Source organism: Micromonospora antibiotica, assembly GCF_017599305.1.
GTDB lineage: Bacteria > Actinomycetota > Actinomycetes > Mycobacteriales > Micromonosporaceae > Micromonospora > Micromonospora antibiotica.
In genome coordinates, this window is record NZ_JAGFWR010000031.1 from 1 (window position 1) to 17,949 (window position 17,949).

General features: G+C 72.7%; 18 protein-coding genes, 1 tRNA gene and 1 pseudogene. 6 read left to right on the forward strand and 14 right to left on the reverse strand.

Going from position 1 to position 17,949, the window contains the following annotated elements:
* Positions 1 to 1,041: 1,041 nt before the first annotated feature.
* The 8 genes from JQN83_RS29515 to JQN83_RS29550 form a co-directional block, all read right to left on the reverse strand.
* The gene (locus JQN83_RS29515) at positions 1,042 to 1,764 is read right to left on the reverse strand and encodes a hypothetical protein (protein WP_208570426.1); all 723 of its coding nucleotides are present in this window, start codon (positions 1,762 to 1,764) and stop codon (positions 1,042 to 1,044) included.
* 75 nt (positions 1,765 to 1,839) lie between these two features.
* On the reverse strand, positions 1,840 to 2,556 hold the full coding sequence (locus tag JQN83_RS29520; RefSeq protein ID WP_208570427.1) for a response regulator: 717 nt from the start codon (positions 2,554 to 2,556) through the stop codon (positions 1,840 to 1,842).
* Positions 2,526 to 3,908 carry a pentapeptide repeat-containing protein gene (locus JQN83_RS29525; protein ID WP_244253479.1) on the reverse strand — a complete coding sequence of 461 codons (1,383 nt, stop codon included), beginning with the start codon at positions 3,906 to 3,908 and terminating at the stop codon, positions 2,526 to 2,528. The genes JQN83_RS29520 and JQN83_RS29525 overlap by 31 nt, the downstream gene beginning before the upstream one ends.
* Positions 3,898 to 5,121 carry a sensor histidine kinase gene (locus JQN83_RS29530; protein WP_208570428.1) on the reverse strand — a complete coding sequence of 408 codons (1,224 nt, stop codon included), beginning with the start codon at positions 5,119 to 5,121 and terminating at the stop codon, positions 3,898 to 3,900. Before JQN83_RS29530 ends, JQN83_RS29525 begins: the two co-directional genes overlap by 11 nt.
* 155 nt (positions 5,122 to 5,276) lie before the next feature.
* Complete coding sequence (locus tag JQN83_RS29535; protein ID WP_307799883.1) at positions 5,277 to 6,110, reverse strand: alpha/beta fold hydrolase; 834 nt, start codon at positions 6,108 to 6,110, stop codon at positions 5,277 to 5,279.
* Positions 6,111 to 6,135: 25 nt separating this feature from the next.
* Positions 6,136 to 6,675, reverse strand: coding sequence for a DUF4240 domain-containing protein (locus JQN83_RS29540; RefSeq protein WP_208570429.1), 540 nt, complete (start codon positions 6,673 to 6,675; stop codon positions 6,136 to 6,138).
* A 97-nt stretch (positions 6,676 to 6,772) separates the two neighbouring features.
* Positions 6,773 to 6,970, reverse strand: coding sequence for a DUF397 domain-containing protein (locus JQN83_RS29545; protein ID WP_208570430.1), 198 nt, complete (start codon positions 6,968 to 6,970; stop codon positions 6,773 to 6,775).
* On the reverse strand, positions 6,967 to 7,851 hold the full coding sequence (locus JQN83_RS29550; RefSeq protein WP_208570431.1) for a helix-turn-helix domain-containing protein: 885 nt from the start codon (positions 7,849 to 7,851) through the stop codon (positions 6,967 to 6,969). The genes JQN83_RS29545 and JQN83_RS29550 overlap by 4 nt, the downstream gene beginning before the upstream one ends.
* A 254-nt stretch (positions 7,852 to 8,105) precedes the next feature.
* On the opposite strand from JQN83_RS29550, the gene JQN83_RS29555 reads away from it, so the two are divergent.
* The 3 genes from JQN83_RS29555 to JQN83_RS29565 are packed head-to-tail and all read left to right on the forward strand — an operon-like array spanning position 8,106 to position 8,834.
* A complete protein-coding gene (locus JQN83_RS29555) occupies positions 8,106 to 8,285 on the forward strand; it encodes a hypothetical protein (RefSeq protein WP_208570432.1) in 180 nt (59 codons plus the stop codon).
* Positions 8,286 to 8,325: 40 nt separating this feature from the next.
* Entirely contained in the window at positions 8,326 to 8,502 is a 177-nt protein-coding gene (locus tag JQN83_RS29560) for a hypothetical protein (RefSeq protein WP_208570433.1), read from the forward strand.
* Positions 8,499 to 8,834: a hypothetical protein gene (locus tag JQN83_RS29565; RefSeq protein WP_372444175.1), complete on the forward strand. Its 336-nt coding sequence runs from the start codon at positions 8,499 to 8,501 to the stop codon at positions 8,832 to 8,834. Before JQN83_RS29560 ends, JQN83_RS29565 begins: the two co-directional genes overlap by 4 nt.
* 53 nt (positions 8,835 to 8,887) lie before the next feature.
* Here JQN83_RS29565 and JQN83_RS29570 read toward each other — a convergent pair whose 3' ends face one another.
* Entirely contained in the window at positions 8,888 to 9,841 is a 954-nt protein-coding gene (locus JQN83_RS29570; RefSeq protein ID WP_307799886.1) for a ketopantoate reductase family protein, read from the reverse strand.
* 77 nt (positions 9,842 to 9,918) lie between these two features.
* Here JQN83_RS29570 and JQN83_RS29575 point away from each other — a divergent pair, with 77 nt between their 5' ends.
* A complete protein-coding gene (locus JQN83_RS29575) occupies positions 9,919 to 10,488 on the forward strand; it encodes a TetR/AcrR family transcriptional regulator (protein WP_208570434.1) in 570 nt (189 codons plus the stop codon).
* 103 nt (positions 10,489 to 10,591) lie between these two features.
* Here JQN83_RS29575 and JQN83_RS29580 read toward each other — a convergent pair whose 3' ends face one another.
* The 3 genes from JQN83_RS29580 to JQN83_RS29590 form a co-directional block, all read right to left on the reverse strand.
* Entirely contained in the window at positions 10,592 to 12,013 is a 1,422-nt protein-coding gene (locus JQN83_RS29580; RefSeq protein WP_208570435.1) for a hypothetical protein, read from the reverse strand.
* Positions 12,014 to 12,281: 268 nt separating this feature from the next.
* On the reverse strand, positions 12,282 to 13,982 hold the full coding sequence (locus JQN83_RS29585; protein WP_208570436.1) for an ArnT family glycosyltransferase: 1,701 nt from the start codon (positions 13,980 to 13,982) through the stop codon (positions 12,282 to 12,284).
* A gap of 173 nt (positions 13,983 to 14,155) precedes the next feature.
* Positions 14,156 to 14,228: transfer RNA gene (locus JQN83_RS29590), tRNA-Arg, on the reverse strand.
* A 150-nt stretch (positions 14,229 to 14,378) separates the two neighbouring features.
* Between JQN83_RS29590 and JQN83_RS29595 the strand changes: the two genes are divergently transcribed.
* A complete protein-coding gene (locus tag JQN83_RS29595) occupies positions 14,379 to 15,062 on the forward strand; it encodes a hypothetical protein (RefSeq protein WP_208570437.1) in 684 nt (227 codons plus the stop codon).
* 17 nt (positions 15,063 to 15,079) lie between these two features.
* On the opposite strand, the gene JQN83_RS29600 is transcribed toward JQN83_RS29595, so the two are convergent.
* Positions 15,080 to 16,072, reverse strand: a complete 993-nt coding sequence (locus tag JQN83_RS29600) for an alpha/beta hydrolase (protein WP_208570438.1) — start codon at positions 16,070 to 16,072, stop codon at positions 15,080 to 15,082.
* Positions 16,073 to 16,199: 127 nt separating this feature from the next.
* Positions 16,200 to 16,628 (reverse strand): HPF/RaiA family ribosome-associated protein, encoded by a 429-nt coding sequence (locus tag JQN83_RS29605; RefSeq protein WP_208570439.1) that lies wholly within the window; start codon positions 16,626 to 16,628, stop codon positions 16,200 to 16,202.
* A gap of 432 nt (positions 16,629 to 17,060) precedes the next feature.
* Between JQN83_RS29605 and ssb the strand changes: the two are divergent.
* Positions 17,061 to 17,765, forward strand: a pseudogene (gene ssb / locus JQN83_RS33525) (single-stranded DNA-binding protein); the annotation flags it as partial.
* Positions 17,766 to 17,949: the final 184 nt, after the last annotated feature.

A 17,949-nucleotide genomic window follows, 5' to 3' on the forward strand; every position in this document is an offset into this window, starting at 1 on the left:
GCTGGGGGTGCGGCGCGGGCGGTGCTGGGGGTGCGGCGCGGGCGGTGCTGGGGGTGCGGCGCGGGCGGTGCTGGGGGTGCGGCGCGGGCGGTGCTGGGGGTGCGGCGCGGGCGGTGCTGGGGGTGCGGCGCGGGCGGTGCTGGGGGCGGTGCGGACATTCCGGGCGGACGGAGGCTGGCGGGTCGGGAGGAGAGGGTGGTGTTCGCGTCCTTTCGAGCTGATGACGTCAGCGATTCAGGCATGACCGGTCCGACCGGCCGACCCGATCGGCGTGGCCGGCTGGTCCCCGCCTAGCCGGGGCGGACTACCCGGTTCGCCGGGCGGACCTGGCCGGTTCGGACAACCTGGCTCGCTGGTCCCGGCCTGGTCGGGCCGGACTACCCGGTTCGCTGGGCGGACCTGGCCGGGGCGGACTACCTGGCTCGCTGATCCGGCCTGGCCGGTCCGAACAACCCGATTCGCTGGGCGGACCTGGTCGGGCCGGACTACCCGGTTCGCTGGGCGGACCTGGCCGGGGCGGACTACCTGGCTCGCTGATCCGGCCTGGCCGGTCCGGACAACCTGGCTCGCTGGGCCGACCTGGCCCGGCCGGACTACCCGGTTCGCTGGTCCCCACCTGGCCGGTCCGGACAACCTGGCTCGCTGGGCCGACCTGGCTGGGGTTGGTCGACACGGCTGCCGGGTTCCGACCCGGCCAGGTTGGTCGACGCGGTGGCTCGACATCTGTGGGGGAAGCCGATACACGCCCCACCACTGAGAGCTTGCGACGCAACCGCCGCCCACCGGTCCGGTACCCGGGGGACGAGCATCGTCGGCGATTCGTCAACGTCATCAGGTCGAAAGGACGCTGAGTGGTACACCTACCGGCCGTCCCGGCCAGGCAGATTGGGCCAGATCCAGGCCCAGCCCAAACCCACAGCAGGCTCAGGCCCAGACCCACAGCATGCCCAGACCACACCCAGCCCAGACCCAGCCCAGGCCAACACCAGGCCTAGGTCCAAGCCCAGACCAGGCCCACAGCAGGCCCAGGCCAGGGTGGGGTCAGCTGCCGACCGCGTCCTTGCCGGCCCGTTCCGGGACGCGGTAGTAGTCCTCGCGGGACAGGAACTCCACCGGCAGTGATCCGGGCAGGGTCACCCGCCCCTCGCCGGTCACGGGTGCGGCGGTGGCCCGCCGGATCAGCACGTCCCGCTCCGGGGGCGCCAACTCCACCAGCTCGGGTCGGGTGACCCGGAAGCAGGCCACCGTCCGGCGGATCAGCCGGGCCAGTTCGGTCACCGTGCCGACCGTGCCGCCCAGCGCCAGGGCCGGCTGCTGGATCGTACGCAGCGCGTCGCAGACGACCAGCAGTTCCGCCTCCGCAGTGGCGTCCTGGGTGGGGCCGGTGGTCCGCAGCTCCAGCCGGGACGGCCACTGCCAGCGGATCTGTCCGCTGACCAGGCGGGGCAGCCGGACGTTGCGCCGGTGCCGGACCCCCGTCGAGTCGATCTTCCCGGCGACCAGGGCCAGGTCACCGGCGAGGCAGACGTAGGCGAGCCGGCGGTCAGTGACGGTGACCGAGGCGGGGGCGGGGAGCACCCAGTGTCCCCGGGCCCCGGTCGGGCTGACCAGGCAGCCGGCCACCGACGTCGGATAGCGGCCGAGCACCCGTTCGCCGGGTTCCGGGACCAGCTCGTAACGGCGGTCGAGCACCGGGGCGGCGTCGTCCTCCGGTGCGTCGAACCGGTGTGGCGCGATGAAGAACGGGGACTTGTCCTCGCGCATGGTCACGACCTCCCCCGCGCAGTGGTCTTCGGGCGTTCAGCCTTGTCGACCCCTGGTGTGCTGTCATGACACCCGTTAGGGGGTCGGCCGGTCGTACGACGCCTGTGACCGGTAGATGCCGATCTCCTCCGGCCGGACGAGGCCGTCCTCGATCGCCCGGGCCAGTAACGCGGCCTTCGTGGCGGCCGGTCGGCCCGCCCGGGTGTACTTGATCCGTGCCCGGTCCACATATTGTTTGACGGTGTGCTCGCTGATCTGCATCCGGCGGGCCACCGACGCCTTCGACATCGACTGGAACCACAGCAGCAGCGCTTCCCGTTCCTTGTCCGACAGGGCCGGTCGGTCCGGGCGCGGATCGCCCACCATCGCCCCGGCCAGCGCCGGCGGCACGTACGGGCGGTCGCTGGCGGCGGCCAGCACCGTCGCCACGCAGTGTTCCCGCCCCTCGTGCTTGGCCAGGAACGCGGTCGCCCCGGCGTCGAGCACGGCGAGCATGGTCGCCGGGTCGGTGTGCTCGGAGTAGACCACCACCCGTCGGCCGGCGGCGCTCAGCTCGGCCAGCTTGTCGAGCATCATCCGCCCGTGCAGTCGCAGATCCAGTAGGATCACGTCGGCCTCCGGCGCGGCCCGCAGCACCAGGTCCGGGTCGTCACCGGTGGCGAGCACCCGCAGTCGGGGCTCGGTGGTCAGCCAGGCCCGGACCCCGTCGATCACCACCGGATGGTCGTCGACGATCGACACCCCGATCGGGGCTTCCCCGCTCATGGCCGACGCCATCGGGTCTGCGTCCACCTGATCTCCCCGTCCCGTTCGAGTACGTGTTCCACCTGCTCGCCCACCGGGTCGGCTGGCGCATCGACGGCCGCTGGACCGTCCACGTCCGGCGTCACCAGGCTGATCACCACCTCCTGCGGGTTGGCCACCACCGTCAGCCGGGCCCAGCCGGTGGCGTCGGCGAGCGCGGCGGCCAGCGGGTCGGCCAGCCGTCGGCGGATCTCGACCGGCAGGGGTGGCGGCGTGCCGATGGCGATCAATTCGATCGGCAGCCCGTTGCGTTCGGCCAGGTCGGCGGCGGCCCGCAGCTCGTGCAGTAGCGGGTCCGGCACGTCGTCGGACTCGGCGATCAGCCGACGCAGCCGGGTCGCGGCGAGCACGCACCGGCGTTGCACGAGCGGGTCGGTCGGGTCGGCGCGGCCGTCGGCCAACTCCGCCAGCACCTGTTCGGCGGCCCCGCCGACCAGCGCCAGCCGGGCCCGCCGGTCCGCCCAGGCCCGCTCGGCGGCGTCCCGTTCGGCGCGGACGGCGAAGGTCGCCGTGGCGGTGTCGGCGCGTTCCCGGGCGAGGGTGGCGATCACCGCAGCCCCGGTGAAGACCGCCACCGGCAGCGACGAGGTGCCGTAGACGTACATCGCGTAGCGGGTCAGGTCGGCGGGGGCGGTCGCCCCGTCACCGACCAGCGCGGCGAGTGCGATCACCGCGTGCCCGGCCAGCAGGACGATCATCCAGCGGATCCGCCGGCTCCACAGCACCACCACGAAGAACCAGGCCAGCCCCGTCCACGCCCAGTTCGCGGCGGCGAAGAGCTGCTCGCGGCCGGCCGCCGCGAAGACCGCCGCGTCGACCACCAGCAGGGCCGCCGCCAGTGGCAGCGCCGGTGGCAGCAGGCCGTGCAGCAGCCGGTGCGCGGCGTACCCGCCGATGGCGCAGGCGGCCAGCCAACCCGCCGCCACCACCGTGGGGGCGGCCAGCGTGGGCCAGGCGCCGAGCAGTGCCGGCAGCCCGATCGCGACGTGCCACACCAGGGCGATGGCGACCGCCGCGATCCGGGCCCCCCGGTCCGAGGCGCGGGCCACGTCGACCGCCGGGCCTTCGGCCGCCGCCGGGTCCGTCGCCCTCTGCTCCGGCCGGGGTACGCGGGCCGAGGCGGTCGCGCCGAGGTCAGTCGCGCCGAGGTCAGTCGCGCCGAGGTCAGTCGCGCCGAGGTCAGTCGCGCCTAGGTCGGTCGTGCCGAGGTCAGTTGTGCCGAGGTCAGTTGTGCCGAGACCGGTCGCGTTGAGGTCAGTCGGGCTGAGGTCAGTCGTGCCGAGTTCGGTCGTGCTGAGGTCAGTCGCGCCGAGACCGGTTGCGTTGAGGTCAGTCGACATGCGGCCACTCCAGCGTGATCCGGGTGCCCATGCCAGGGGCGGAAGTCACCACCGCCCGGCCACCGACCTCGGCCATCCGGCCCCGGATCGACTCGCGGACCCCGTACCGGTGCAGGGGGATGGTGGCCGGGTCGAAACCGGGACCGTCGTCGACCACCTCGACCACGATGCCGCCGTGGCTGCGGCCCAGCCGCACGGTCACGGTGGCGTCCGGCGCGTGCCGGGCCACGTTGGCCAGCGCGGCGGCGGTGGCGTCGACGAGGGCGGCGGTCACCCCGGCGGGTGCCGCGCAGGGCGGCAGCGTTGCCGTCACCCGCAACTGCGGGTGGGTGGCGAGCAGCGCGCGCAGGCCGGCGTCGACGTCGACCGGACCGGCGTCGACCGGGCCGACTTCGGTCGGGCCGGCGTCGGTCGGATCGCCCACCGGGCCGGCCCGGGCGTGCGCGAGGCCGACCAGGGTACGCAGGTCGGCGGCGGCCCGGTCGCGTAACGCCGCCGAGCCGGCCGGTAGGGCACCCAACCCGACCATGGTGAGCGTGGCCAGGACGGTGTCGTGCAGGTCCCGGTTCTGCCGCCGTTCGACCTCGCGGGCCGTGCGGGCCAGCACCACGTGCCGGCGCAGCCGCTGGAAGTCGGCGAAAGCGGTGTCGGCCCGGCCGATCCACCGGCGCATCACCGCCGCCATCATCGCCGTGCAGGCCGTCTGCATGAGCAGGGTCGCCGCGTGCGCGCCGGCCTCGACGGTGTTGCCGGCGGCCGAGGTGCCGGCCGCGTATCCGGCGGTGACCAGCAGGCCGGCCGGCACCGACCAGCGGGCCGGCGCGGTGGCCTGCGCGTTGATCACGGTGGTGCTGGCCAGCACGGCGAGCCAGCTACCCTCGCCGGGCAGCACCTCCGGGGCGACCAGCAGCGGGGCCAGCAGGCTCGCCGCGACGGTGAACGTGACGTCCCCGGCGACGAGCCCCGGGCCGATGCCGACCCGCAGGGCGCGCGCCGCATACCACAGCGACCAGCCGGTGAGCGCGGCCACGGCGGCCAGCAGCAGCGGCACCCGCACCGGTGGGGTACGCACCGCCAGCGCGGTCACCGCACCGAACAGCCCGCAGGTCAGCCGCAGCAGGGCCGGCAGGGTGGTGAAGATGAGCTGGAGTGCGCCACCGGCCGGCCGGTCCAGCAACGACGGTGACGAGGTCGGAGCGGGCAGGGCCGACATCGGGGGGAGTGCGTCCTTCGGGCGGTGACCCGTCCGGGTCTGCTCGGCGGTGCATCGACGCCGGAGAATAACATGAGCAGCCCTAACTGTTCACCTTTGGTGTGCGGCGTGTCGCGTTGCGTTCGGTGAACATGTCGGTCGACATCCGGTGCCGATCAGCGGCGGAGCCACTCCAGGGCGGCCGGCGCACCACCCAGCACCGACAGGTGCCCGTCGTCGTCGGTGATCCGCAGCTCGGCCGCCGGGCAGACCCCGGCCAACCAGCGGCTGTGGCTGGCCGGCACCACCCGGTCGCGCCCGCCGTGCAGCAGCAGCACCGGGACGGTCACCCGGGCCGGGTCGAAACCCCACGGGGTGACGTAGGCGAGGTCGTCGTCGACCAGGCCGTCCGGGCCGCCCCGCACCGCCGGACCCACCACCTCTTCGAGCCAGGCCCACGGCCCGGCCAGGGTGGCGAGGTCGGCCGGGGTGAACTCCGGGTCGTAGTCGGTGTCGGACGCCGCGTGCCGCTCCTTGACCGCCCGGCCCTGGGTGGCGGCCCGCAGCGACTCCTGCCCGGACGGCGTCATCCCGGCGAACCAGTCGAGCCCGGCCGCACCGTAGGGGGCGAGGCCGGCGACGGCGACGACCCCGACCACCCGGTCGGGGTGCAACGCGCCGCTGGCCAGCGCGTGCGGTGCCCCGCCGGAGTGACCCATCGTGGCGTACCGGGGCAGGCCCAGCGCGTCGGCGACCCGGGCGACGTCACCGGCGGCCGAGGCCACGTCCCGCCCGGGGCGTCGGGTGGAACCGCCGTAACCGGGCCGGTCGTAGGACACCCAGCGCAGGCCGAGCCGGTCGGCGGCGGCGAACAGCGGTGCCGGCGGGGTGCCGATGTTGGGGGTGCCGTGGTGCCAGACGACCGGCAGCCGGCCGGTGCCGTCGTCGCCGGTGTCGTAGACGTGCAGGGTGCCGCCGTCGGGCAGCGCCACGTCACGCTCGGTCAGCACGACGACTCCCCGACGGGTGCGCGGCTCACCGGTCGGCCCAGCCGGCCGGGTTCATGCAGGACTCCCGGGAAATGCCGGAGCCGGTCTGGGGCGACCCGCCGAAGCGCTGCTGGTGCAGGCGGGCGAAGAAGTAGCCCATGCCCTGGAGGTAGCCGTCGGGCAACGCCCAGGTCGGGTCGGCCCGGACCGCCTCGTAGAACTCCCGCCCGAGCGCCACCACGTGGCCCCGGCCATAGAGGAAGCCGTCGTCGGAACCGTCGATCACCGCGTGCACGTCGGCCCGGTCGAGGTCGTACAGCTTGCGTTCGACGACCCGGTCGAGGGCGGTCAGCTCGGGGCCGGACAGGTCGGCGCAGAGCTGGCCCAACTGGTCGAGGAAGGCGTCCAGCCAGCCGTCGATCGCGTACACGCTGTCGTCGGCGGCGGCCCGGTCACGGGTGAGCAGCGCCCGGCGCAGCGCGGCCGGCTCGGGGCCGAGCCGCTCCCAGGCGGCCTCCACCAGGGCCCAGAACCGGGCCTCCTCCTCGGCCGTGGGCAGCCGATTCGCGGTTTCCGTGTCACTCATGAGCAGCACCGTAGCGGGTCACCCCGACGTTCTCCGGGCGACGCCGTGGCACCGACGCGTCGGGGCCGCCCACCGGGGTGGGCGGCCCCGCGAGGGTTCAGCGTGGTCCGCGAGGTACCGCGTGGACGAAGGTGGACCAGGCGGTGGGGTGGAACCGTAACGCCGGGCCGGACCGGTCCTTGCTGTCCCGTACGCCGATCAGGCCGGGCAGGTTGTCGGCCACCTCGACGCAGTCGCCGCCGCTCCCGCCGCTGCGGGTGCTCTTGCGCCAGACGGCCCCGGCCAGGTCAGTCATGCTCGCTCCTCGATGATCGCTCTGATCATTTTCTCTGATGCCGCCTCGTCCGCCGCGAGCGTCTCCAGGTCGGCCCAGACGCGGTCGTAGGCGGCGACCTCCGCCGGCTTGTCCAGATAGAGCGCGCCGGTGATGTTCTCCAGATAGACGGTAGTCGGCTCCGTCGATGCCCGTCCGAACGCCTGCGGGAAGTCCAGCAGGACGAAGGTGCCCGTCTCGCTGGCCAGCGGCGGGCCGGCGGTGAACGGCAGGACGCGCAGGCTCACGTTGGGCAGGGTGGCCATGTCGAGCAGGTGCCGTAGCTGCCCGGCCATCGCCTGCCGGTCGGGGAGGGTGCGCCGCAGCACCGCCTCGCTCAGCACCACCCTGAGGGTGGGCGCGCTGGGCAGCCGGCGGGTCAGGACGTGCTGGCGCTGCATCCGGACCTCGACGAGCTTTTCCCGATCCGCCGCGCTCATGGTGGGATTCTTGCGAAGAAACAATTCTGCGGCGTACTCGCGGGTCTGGAGCAGGCCCGGGATCAGCTCCGAATCGTATCGGCGCATGAGGGTGGCCGACGATTCGAGGCCGACGTAGAGCGAGAACCAGGAGGGGACCACGTCGCCGTAGGAATGCCACCAGCCCTTGGCGCGGGTCTCCCGGGCGAGCCCGGCGACGATGGACGTCATCTCCTCCGGCACCCGGTACATCGCACACATGGCACGGGCGTCCACCACCCGCACCGGCACCAGGCCCTTTTCGATGCGCCACACCTTCTGCCGGGAGCAGTCCAGCCCCTCGGCCGCGCTGTCCAGCGAGACCGAGGCGTCCTCACGGAGCTGGGTGAGCAGCCGCCCGAGCTGCCGTCGGGGGACGGTCGACCCGCTTGTTTCATCCGTCATGCAACATCACCGCACCCCTGGTGCAACAACAATTGTTTCCTCCGACGCATTTGTCTCCTCCATTCCTCGCGGATCAATTCGACCCGAGGTTAGGGGGAGGGGTGGGCGTTGCGCAAGGTGTGCGGCATGTTGCAGGCTGTGTATTGCCGGACGGAGATCCGAGGTGCCGGAAATGGCACCGACAATAGCCCGCTGTCCCGTCCGCTGCGAATAGCGCGTGGGCGGGGCGGCGCTATTTCCGGGAAGGACACCCGATGCGCGTGACCTATGAGGACTACCTGCTCGCCGCCGCGCTGACGCTGGCCCGTCGGCACCGGCCGACCTGGAGCTGGACCCGGTGGCGTCGGGTCTGCCGCTGCGGCGCGGAGTTGCCCTGCCGCGCCGGCCGCCGCAGCCTCCCCGCCCCGGGGCACTGGCCCGGGGCGGCGTCGTGACGGCCCGCCGTGCGCTGCCGGTGCTGATCCGGGTGGCGTGGTGACGGCTCCCCGCGAATTGCCGGTGCTGATCCTGGCGGCGTGGGACTGCCTGGACCGGCACCGCCGCAGTCGCTGTCCGAAGTGCGCCGAGGCCGGGTTCTGCCCGCTGGTGGAGGCCGCCCGGGGCCGGATCAGGCAGTGGCGCAGATTCCGGCACGTCTGGGGACGGCGGTGATCGCCCCACCGCCGAAAGCGGGTGACCTGGTGGTGGTCGGCCGGGCGGCCAGTGTGCAGTTCGTCGAGCCGATCAGATGCCGGGTGATCCGGGTGCTGGACTGGATCACGTACGACGGGTGGTGCTGGCTCGACGTCTACCAACTCGATGCCAAGGGGGACGCGGTGGCCCGGCGGTCGATCTTCGTACAACCGGCGGGGTTGCAGGTGTCGCCGGCCGCGCCGACGCCCCGGACGCCGGCCCGGTCGGGTGTGGCCCCGAACGCCAGGCGGCGGGCCCGGCCGGCCGTGGTGCCGCCGTCGGCACCGCGCCCGGCGGGCGGTGGCCGGTAGCGGCGTCAGCGGGTCGGGACGTCAGCGGGGCAGGGCTTCGGCAGGCCGGGGCGTCAGCGGGTCGGCGCGCTGGAGAAGTGGGGCTCGGCCGCCTCCAGCCTGGGCACCCGCACACCCAGCCGGCGGGCCTCCGCCAGGGTGTCGCGGCAGACCGCGCGCAACTCCTCGGGGTTGGCGTGCGCCTGCGTCACCCGGCGCATCGGCGGAAAATGCCCCATCAGCCAGGACATGGCCGGTGCCGCCAGCGAGAGGGGAGCGGTGAAGGGCAGCAGTTCGGCGCGGTGCCGTCGCAGGTCGACGCCCCGGGCCTCGACCAGCGGCAGCAGCTCGCGGGTGGCGAGGATCGCCTCGCGGAGGTCCCGGGTGGTCAGCCCGGACAGGGTGCCCCGCCGCAGGCTCTGGGTGTGCAGGCCGGCGTTCTGGACGAAGTGGACCGACAGCCAGCCACGGAAGTCGGCGTTCTCCCGGACCCGGAACCCTGCTCCCCGGAACACCTGGCGTACGGCCCGCTCGCGGTCGGTCGGCGGCCGGTCGAGCGTGCCGAGGAAGACCACGGGCAGCAGGGACGCGCGCAGCACGCCGTCGTCGCCGAACCCGCCGCCGGCCCCGGGAAAGCCCCAGGCCACCTGGTCGACGGGGAGGTCGGCGGTCGCGGTCAGCGGCTCCACCCACAGGTTGTTGAAGACGAGCACCGTGGCTCCGCCCACCCGGGGCCCGAGGAAGGCCGCCGCCTCGGCGAAGTTGTAGTGCTGCACGCTCAGCACGATCAGGTCGAAGTCGTGGTCAGGCTCCAACGTCTCGCGGTAGCGCACCGGCCACGTCTCGACGACCCGCCGGCCCCACGGCCGCCGCCGGGCGTCGAGCAGGTCGAGGTCGATCGCCTCCCCGTACGCCGCCGCCCGGCCCGGCCGGACGTAGAACTCCACGTGGTGGCCCGCCCGTTCCAGGGCCCATCCGTAGGTCGCGCTGATCACGCCACGGCCGAACATCAGGATCTTCACGCGCACCTCGGGGGCTATAATCGGAGACCATCTCCACTTACAAAATATGGAGACAGTCTCCACTTGTCAACGCGAGGCCCCACATGACCGACGCCAAGCCACTGCGCGCCGACGCCCGCCGCAACCGCGACGCCCTGCTCGCCAAGGCCCGCGAACTGTTCGCCGAGGGCCGCTACGACCTGCGCTTCGACGACTTCGCCACGCTGGCCGGGGTCGGCGTCGGCACGCTCTACCGGCACTTCCCCACCCGGGAAGCCCTGGCCGAGGCGGTCTACCGGGAAGAACTCGCCGCCATGTGCGACCGGGCCCGCGAGGCGCAGACCACCCTGCCCGCCGACGAGGCGCTGGAGTCGTTCCTGCGGGGATTCGTGGCCCACCTGCACGACCACGAGGGCCTCGCCCGCACCCTGTCCACACTGATGGCCGCCCGCTCGGGCGCGCTGGCCGAGGGCGCCGAAGCCCTCGGTCGGGCCGTCACCGACCTGCTGGCCGCCGCCGTGCGGGCCGGGAAGATCCGAGACGACGTGGGAGCCGGCGCGGTCATGATGGCCCTCCAGGGCATCTGCGCGGCCTACGGCCACCCGGCCTACCGGCCCGACGCGGACGGGGTGATCACCCTCGTCCTCGCCGGACTGCGCCGACCGGCACGATGAGCGCGGCCCGCGCCCCTACCGCTGGTGGCGGGGGAACGCGGGCCGGGCAGGAAGCCGGGGCGGGGTACGGGCCGCTCGTGGCTGCCCGTACCCCGCCGATGGCTCAGGTGTCGTAGCGGCAGGTACCGCCGGTGTTCGCCGTGCAGTCGTTGAGCTGGAGGCTGTCCAGGTTGATGGCCTGGTTGCCGGTGGTCGACTGGGTCGGCACGTTCACCGTGATCCGCACGCTGGCGGCGTTCGCCGGGGCGGTGGCGGTCGTCCGGTACTCCAGCCAGTTGCTGGCGAGCGTCTCGGTCGCCCCGGTGCTGGTCGACAGCAGGGTGCCGCCCGAGTTGTACCAGGCGAGCTGGAGTTGGGTGTTGACCGCCACGCCACTGCGCAACCGGGTGAACAACTTGTACGTCCGGCCGGCGGTGACCGTTGCCCGGTTCGTCAGCGAGATCGACGACGTGTTGGACGGCCCGGTGTAGGTGTTGAGCTGGACCGACCGGCGGCCGTCGAAGTAGGTGCAGGAGTTCGTCGAGATGCCGCAGGCGGGCGTCACCTGGTGCCAGCCGCCCGACGTGGTGAACGTCGACGTGCTGCTGCTCGGGGTGGCGGCCTCGACGGTGCGCTGTTCGGCGGTGAGCAGGTCGTTGTTCGCTCCCACGTCGCAGCAGACCGGGGCGGTCAGCATCGGGTGGTTCGCGACGTTCACCTTCGCCGTCGACGGGCTCGGGTCGATGTAGAAGCTGGCCGACAGCTCACTCGGGTCGTAGTAGCTGCGGAACCCCGGGTCGGTGTTCCAGTTGTCCCACCAGCCGTACATGATGTCGGGGACGTAGGAGGCCCCCGTCTCGGCCATCCAGGCGTGCCCCGCGCCGAGGACGTGCAGCAGTTCGTGCCCCGCGACACCGGTGGTCCACGACTCGGTGACCGCCGAGCAGTGCACGCCGCTGGAGTTGCCGCCGGTCGGGCACTGGTAGGCGTCGGAGTTCGACGCGAAATCGGTGAAGACCAGGTAGATCCGGTTGCTGTCCTGGTATCCGGCGGAGATCAGGTCACTGCGGACGGTGCTGGCGGGGGTGTTCGGGTTCGCCCCGGCGTCGATCTTCTCGGGCACGACCAGGGAGCGGGCGTAGCCGGCGTACGTGCTGGTGTCGTACCCGGTGCGGCAGCTGAAGTTGTAGTGCTGGTCGTAGTTGGTCGACTCGTCGAGCGCCCAGTCGATCCGGTCCACCACCTTGGCGATGTACTCGACGTTGGCCTCGTAGTTGTTGCCGACGCCGTCGTGCCACGCGTAGATCACCTGGACGGCGGGGGTCGCCCCCGTCGGTGCGGCCGGGTTGGCGACGGTGGACTGGCAGCCGCGCTTGGGCACGGTGGGCATGCTCGGTTGCGCGTACGGCTGGGCCGCCTCGGTGCCTGGCCCCCAGGCCAGGGCAGCGGTGGGGGCGGAGACCACCGCGAGGGCGGTGGCCAGGGCGGCGGTGACGACGGCGGTGAGGGTACGCGGCCGTCGGGTCCGGAACGGGGACCGGGGCAAGGGTGCTCCTCGATTGGTGGGGACACTGCCGGTGGGCAGCGCTTTCCATCCAAACCGAGTGACATGACATACATCAATGTAAATGAATGGTGAGCAAGGTCATTCCCAGGTCCTGGGTAAATGCTTGTCCCGGCGCACATAACGTGCAGTAAGCGAACGGTCACGGTGGGCGTCGGTGGTGGAGCCGGCTCACGCGGGCCACCCCGACCTGCCCGACCTCCGACCACCGCCCCGCAGGGCGGTGGATTCCACCCGCGAGGTGTTGCCGTCAGCCGCGCTCCGGCCGCTGGCGGCAGAGGTACACGTCGTAGCCGCCGAGCTCGTACCGAGAAACCACGTCGACGCCGAGCGCCGGGGTGGACCGGGCGAAGTTGACCGACATCGTGCCCGACGAGGGAAGGACGTAGGCCACCCGAGCGGACCCACGGACCTGGTCCCGGTACGGTCGATAGCGATCGAGACCGGGCGACAGGTCCTCATCGAGGACGGCGCACCGCACCTGCTCCCGACTGCGGTAAGCGAGCCGGTTGCACGTCCAGTACCCGGAATAGACGTGGCTGACGCCGGCCGTTCGCAGACCGTCCACAAGCCGCTGTTCATCGTCGGCCTGAGCGGCGTAGTCGGACCGGTGGGCGATCAACTGCCCGGTGGCGACCGACAGACCGACGACGAACGCACCGGCGAGTGCGATACAACCAGCGGCCAGGAATGCACCGCCCAGGCTCGGGCCGGTCACCCGCCGTCGGATTCCACCATGGTCGCCAGAGGTGCCGGACCCCACCTTGCCGACCACGGAGGCCGCACCGACCCACAGCGGCCAGAGAACGGCTGGCAGCGACACCAGCCCATAGTGGAGGTAGCGGGCACTCTCGACGGGGGTCATCGCCGACGAGGAACTCGCGACGTACGCGGCGAGGGTCATCGCGGCACCGGCGACGAGCGCCAACCGGCCGGCGTGCACGCGACGTCCACCGCCGTCGGCGCGACGAAACGCGGCGACCGCGACGGCCGTCGCCGCCACCAGCAGGACAAGATAGGTCGGCCCCCACCACAATTGCCAGGTGGCACAGTGGCTCGGCGCACACAACCCGGAGCTGAGCGGTAGGCCGACCAGGACCGCGCCGTGCAACCTGTCCGACCAGGCGGCCGGCTCGGTCGCACCACTGAGGGAAAGCAACACCGAAAACGAATCGGGACGGCCCGGGCGAAGATTGAACACGATCAGTGGCGCCGCACCGAGGAGGAATCCGCAGACCGCCAGGGACACCCGACGTAGCGTCATCCCCGCCCGTCCCACCCATGCCACGAGCAGGACGGCGGCGGCAACGTACGGCAGGGCGAGCCAGTGGGTCCAGACGATGTAGCCGGCCAACCCGCCCCACACGACGAGCATCGTCCTCGGCTTCTCCGGCCGCAGGACCAGCAGTGCGGACGCCAGCATGAGGCCGGCGACGGCGGTGGCGACGTCGGAATAGCCGCCGGCGCCGATGATCTGATCCTTGACCACCCGATCAGACCCGAACGCCAAGACTGCCGTGACGAAGACGGCGAACCAGGAAGAATAGAGGGTACGCGTCAACCGGAAAACGAGGAGGAGGAACACGGCGTACATGACGAGTGCCGGCAGCCGCAGGGTCCACCAGTGCGTGCCGAACACCTGCACCAACGGAGCCGCAAGATAGGAATAGAAGGTGCCCATGTAGTCCTGGCCGTAAAAGAAGGTCGGCCAATCCCGGCCTTCTCCGATGTGCAGAGCGGCCAGGCCGGCGGTGCCCTCGTCGCTGTTGGCCGGTGGGACGTCCACAGCTATCAGAATCGCCCGGTAGACGACACCCACAAGGCCGAGAATTGCTGCCGCGCACCATGGAAGCGACTTCCGCAGGCGAATCCCCGCAGTGGCTCCCACTGCCGTGTCTCCTGCGTTTCCCACCCGCCCGACGAGGTTGTTGCTTTCCGCCAGCTTTGCCACGGCCCCCCTTTCCGAGCGGCGTCCACATCCCCATCGGGCCGTACCGGGCGATTCTGCCACAGCGTGCGGCGGGCACCGGCCGCTGCGGAGCGGTTGTCGTTGGCCTGCCCGGCCGGGCCGCAAAGGTGTGCGGTGGCGGCAACGCGCCCCATCTACCGACGGAGGAGTATCTGTGCGCCCGGCAGGATTCGAACCTGCGGCCTTGGGATTAGAAGTCCCCTGCTCTATCCGCTGAGCTACGGGCGCGCGGCGTACGTGTCGCGCCAAGAGGGTACCGCCGACCCCCTGCCATCCGGGGGCACGGGTCGCGTCCGGACAGGCGTGATCAGCGTCGCACGACACCCCCCATCCGGGCACCCGGCTTCCGGCCGGCGCGTCGGCCCGTACCCTCGGTCCGTGCTGCTGGAACCGGACACCGAGAACGAGGTCGCCTACGAGCTGTGCCAGCTCCTGGGTCGGGCCATCCTGCCGGTCCACACGGCAGGTGACCCGGGCACCGCCTTCTTCCTCGACCACCCCGGGGGCGGTTTCCTGCTGACCGCCGACGTGGTCGCCGCGCAGGCGCGGTGGCTCGGCCTGCGGCCCAGCGTCACCGAGCCGACCGGCACGGCCGGGGAGTCGCTGACGCTTACGGACCTGCCGGCGCGGTGGGTACGCGATGCCCGGCTCGGGGTGGCCGTCCTGCCGGCCGCCGCCCTGCACGGGTTCGCCGCCGGGCAGGGCTGGCGGTGGCGGGTGCAGCCGGTGCCGGCCGCGGTCGCCGTCCGGGCGGACGACCTGGCCGGCTTCGGTGCCGGGCCGGTCACCGCGATCGTGCTGGCCCTCGGCGTCGGCGTCGACGGCGCCCGACCGCTGGAGGTCGCCGTCGAGCGTGCCGTCCGCGACGGCGACTCGCTGCGCATCGCCGCCGCCCTCCCCGCCGGCTACGTCGGCGCCCCCGTCTTCGGGGTACGCCCCGACGCCGACGGGGAGATCGGCCTGCGCTGCCTCGGCGTGGTCCTGCCCGGGGACGGTGCACCCGGGGACGGGCATCCGGTGGCGACCCTCGACCGCGTGCTCGCCGCCCTCCCCGCCGCCTGACCCGCCGCCGTGCCCGCCTAACCAGGCGGCGTGGTCGTCGACCCGGCGGCGGAAGGCGTCGGGCCGGCACCGAGGAACGCGTCGGCCCAGCGACCGACCTCGGCGAAGACCTGCTCGCGGACGGCGGGGCCGGACAGCACCAGGTCGTGCTTGCCGCCGTCGAAGCGGGTGACGGTGACGTGCCGGCCGAGTCGGGGCGCCCAGCGGACCATGTGTTCCACGTCCAGCACCGCGTCGGCCAGCGCCGCCGAGTCGTGCCAGCGGGTGCCCCGGAAACTCCGGGTCGAGCAGGCCATCAGCACCGGAACAGGGATGTCCAGCCCGGCGCGGAGCTGCCGTTGGGCGGTACGGATCGCGGTCAGCCAGCCGGCCCGGACGGGGAACCCGGCGAGCGGCTTCCAGGCCAGGTCGTACGTCCACTCGCCGCGATGGTCGGCGTGCAGGCTCTCGCCGTACACGGTGCCCAGGCCGAAGGGGAGGATGCGGTGCGGCGCGCGACGGCCGAACCGGGCGACGGCCGCCGCGAGGGGTCGACGGACCACCCAGGGGGCGTTGAGGTCGAAGAAGGGGCTGTTGAGGACGAGCCCGTCGACTCTGCCGGCGTCGCGGCGGGCGTGCGCCCAGAGCGAGATGATCAGGCCGCCGGTGGAGTGGCCCATGGCGAGCAGGGTGTCGTGCCCGTCCTCGTCGCGGATGATCTTGGCGGCGGCGTCCAGCTCGGGGAAGTAGTCGCTCAGGTCGCGGCAGAAGTTCGGGGTCTGGTGGGGTAGCAGGCTGCGGCCGTACTTGCGCAGGTCGAGGGCGTAGAAGTCCCAGCCGCGCTCGGCGTAGAAGTCGGCCAGGTGGGTCTGGAAGAAGTAGTCGACGAAGCCGTGCACATACAGCACCGCCCGGCCGGTCGGGCGGTCGGCGCGCCGCCGGACCAGCGTCGCGACCACCGGACCCTCGTCGTCGGTGCCCAGGTCGATCGACTGCCGCTCGTACGGCGGCCCCAGCACGTCCTGTTCCACGACCGCGACGCTACGCCCGCCGACTACCCGGCGGTAGCCCCGGTGCCGGGGTGGCCGAACCCCACGTCGACGCGACGGGTCGCCCCCACCCGGCGTGACGCCTGGGCAGGGGCGACCCGGTGACCGGTCAGGCGGTTTCGGCGTCCACCCGGTCGGTGTCGTTGTCGGCGTCGAGGTCCGGCAGCGGCGCGGGGACGGGCTGGGCCATCTCCCGGATGTGCTTGTTGTGCCGGGGCTCCTGCTTGGTCTTGGCGTCGTTGAGCTTGCGGCGCAGGTCGTCCCGGGCGTCGTTGAGGGCGGCCCGCAGATCCTCCTCGCTCGACGTGGTGACGATCTTCTGCCGACCGGCGATCCAGCACTCCAGGGTGACCTTCTGCCCGCGCGCCTCCCGGTCCTTGACCGACACCTCCAGCTCGGTGGCGTCGGCGTGGAAGGCGGCCAGCCGGGCGTCCAGGGTGCCGAACTGCTCGACGATCCAGTTCCGGTCGCCCTGGGAGAAGCCCGCGCCCATCCGCAGGCACTCGGCCACGGTCGCCGGGTTCGTCACCGCGCTCATCGCCGCACCTCCCGCTCGGTGCGGACGGAACCGGTGGTGCTGAGCGGGGTCCGAATCATCAGCACTGCCTTTCTCTTCGGACGTCGTGCCTGGTGGTACCTGGTTGATCAACTCATTACCCAGTCGGGGTCGACCTCACTCCGGGTAACGCCGTCTTCTCGGTGTCGTTGTCGCTCGATGCCGGTCGTTGCCTCCGATGCCGGTCGTCGCCCCGCCCCTGCGGTGGCCTCTGGTCCCATCCTGGTCCCGGCCCGGCAGGGTCCTCCAGGGCCGGTCGACCTAGCACGACGGGACCTTGATCAGGTCGTCGTCCACAGGCGCTCCGGTTGTCCACAGGGCGGGGCGCGGGGCTCGCGTCGTCCCGCCGCGCGGGTCAGGCTCGGTCCGAGTCGACTCGCCACCGCATCCGCAGGACCCCTGGGAGGGGGAACGATGTTTGACACTTATGTAACTATTGTCGGCAACGTACTGACCGCGCCGGAGTGGCGTCGTACCGCGCAGAGCAACACCCTGGTCGCCAACTTCAAGGTGGCCTCGACCGCCCGCCGCCTCAACCGGGACAGCGGCCGGTGGGTGGACGGCAACAGCCTCCGCGTCCGGGTCAACTGCTGGCGCAAGCTGGCCGAGGGGGTGGCCGCCTCCGTCATGGTCGGCGACCCGGTGGTGGTCGCCGGGCGGCTCTACACCCGCGACTGGACCGACGACGCCGGCAACCACCGGGTCCTCTACGAGTTGGAGGCGGTCGCGGTCGGCCACGACCTGTCCCGGGGCCGGTCCCGCTTCCTGCGCAACCGGCCGAGCATGGCCACCAGCGCGGTGGAGGACGACGAGGCGGCCCAGCGGGTGCAGGGTGAGCCGACCGAGCCGGTCCCGGTCGGGCAGGCTCCCGCCGGGCCCGACGACCGGCCCCTCGACGACGACTTCGAGCTGTCCGGCTTCGGCTTCCCGCGCGCCGGCCACGACCTGCCCGGCCACGACCTGCCCGGCCACGACCTGCCCGGCCACGACCTGCCCGGCCACGACCTGCCCGGCCACGACCTGCCCGGCAGCGGGTACGCCCCGGCGACCGACCCGTTCGACGGCGAGCCCGACGACGACCTCACCCCGCTGCCCGACGACGGGACCGACACCGGTGACGACCCGACGGCCCGGTCCGGCGACTGGGCCGAGCCGCACCGGTCGGGCGAACAGAGCCGGTCGGACGGACCGGGCGGGCCCGGCGGTGCGGTGCGGTCGGTCGGCGAGGGGCAGCCCGACGGCGCGGAGCAGCCGGCCGACGGGGGGCAGCCGGGCGACGGAGGGCAGCCTGGCGACGGGGACC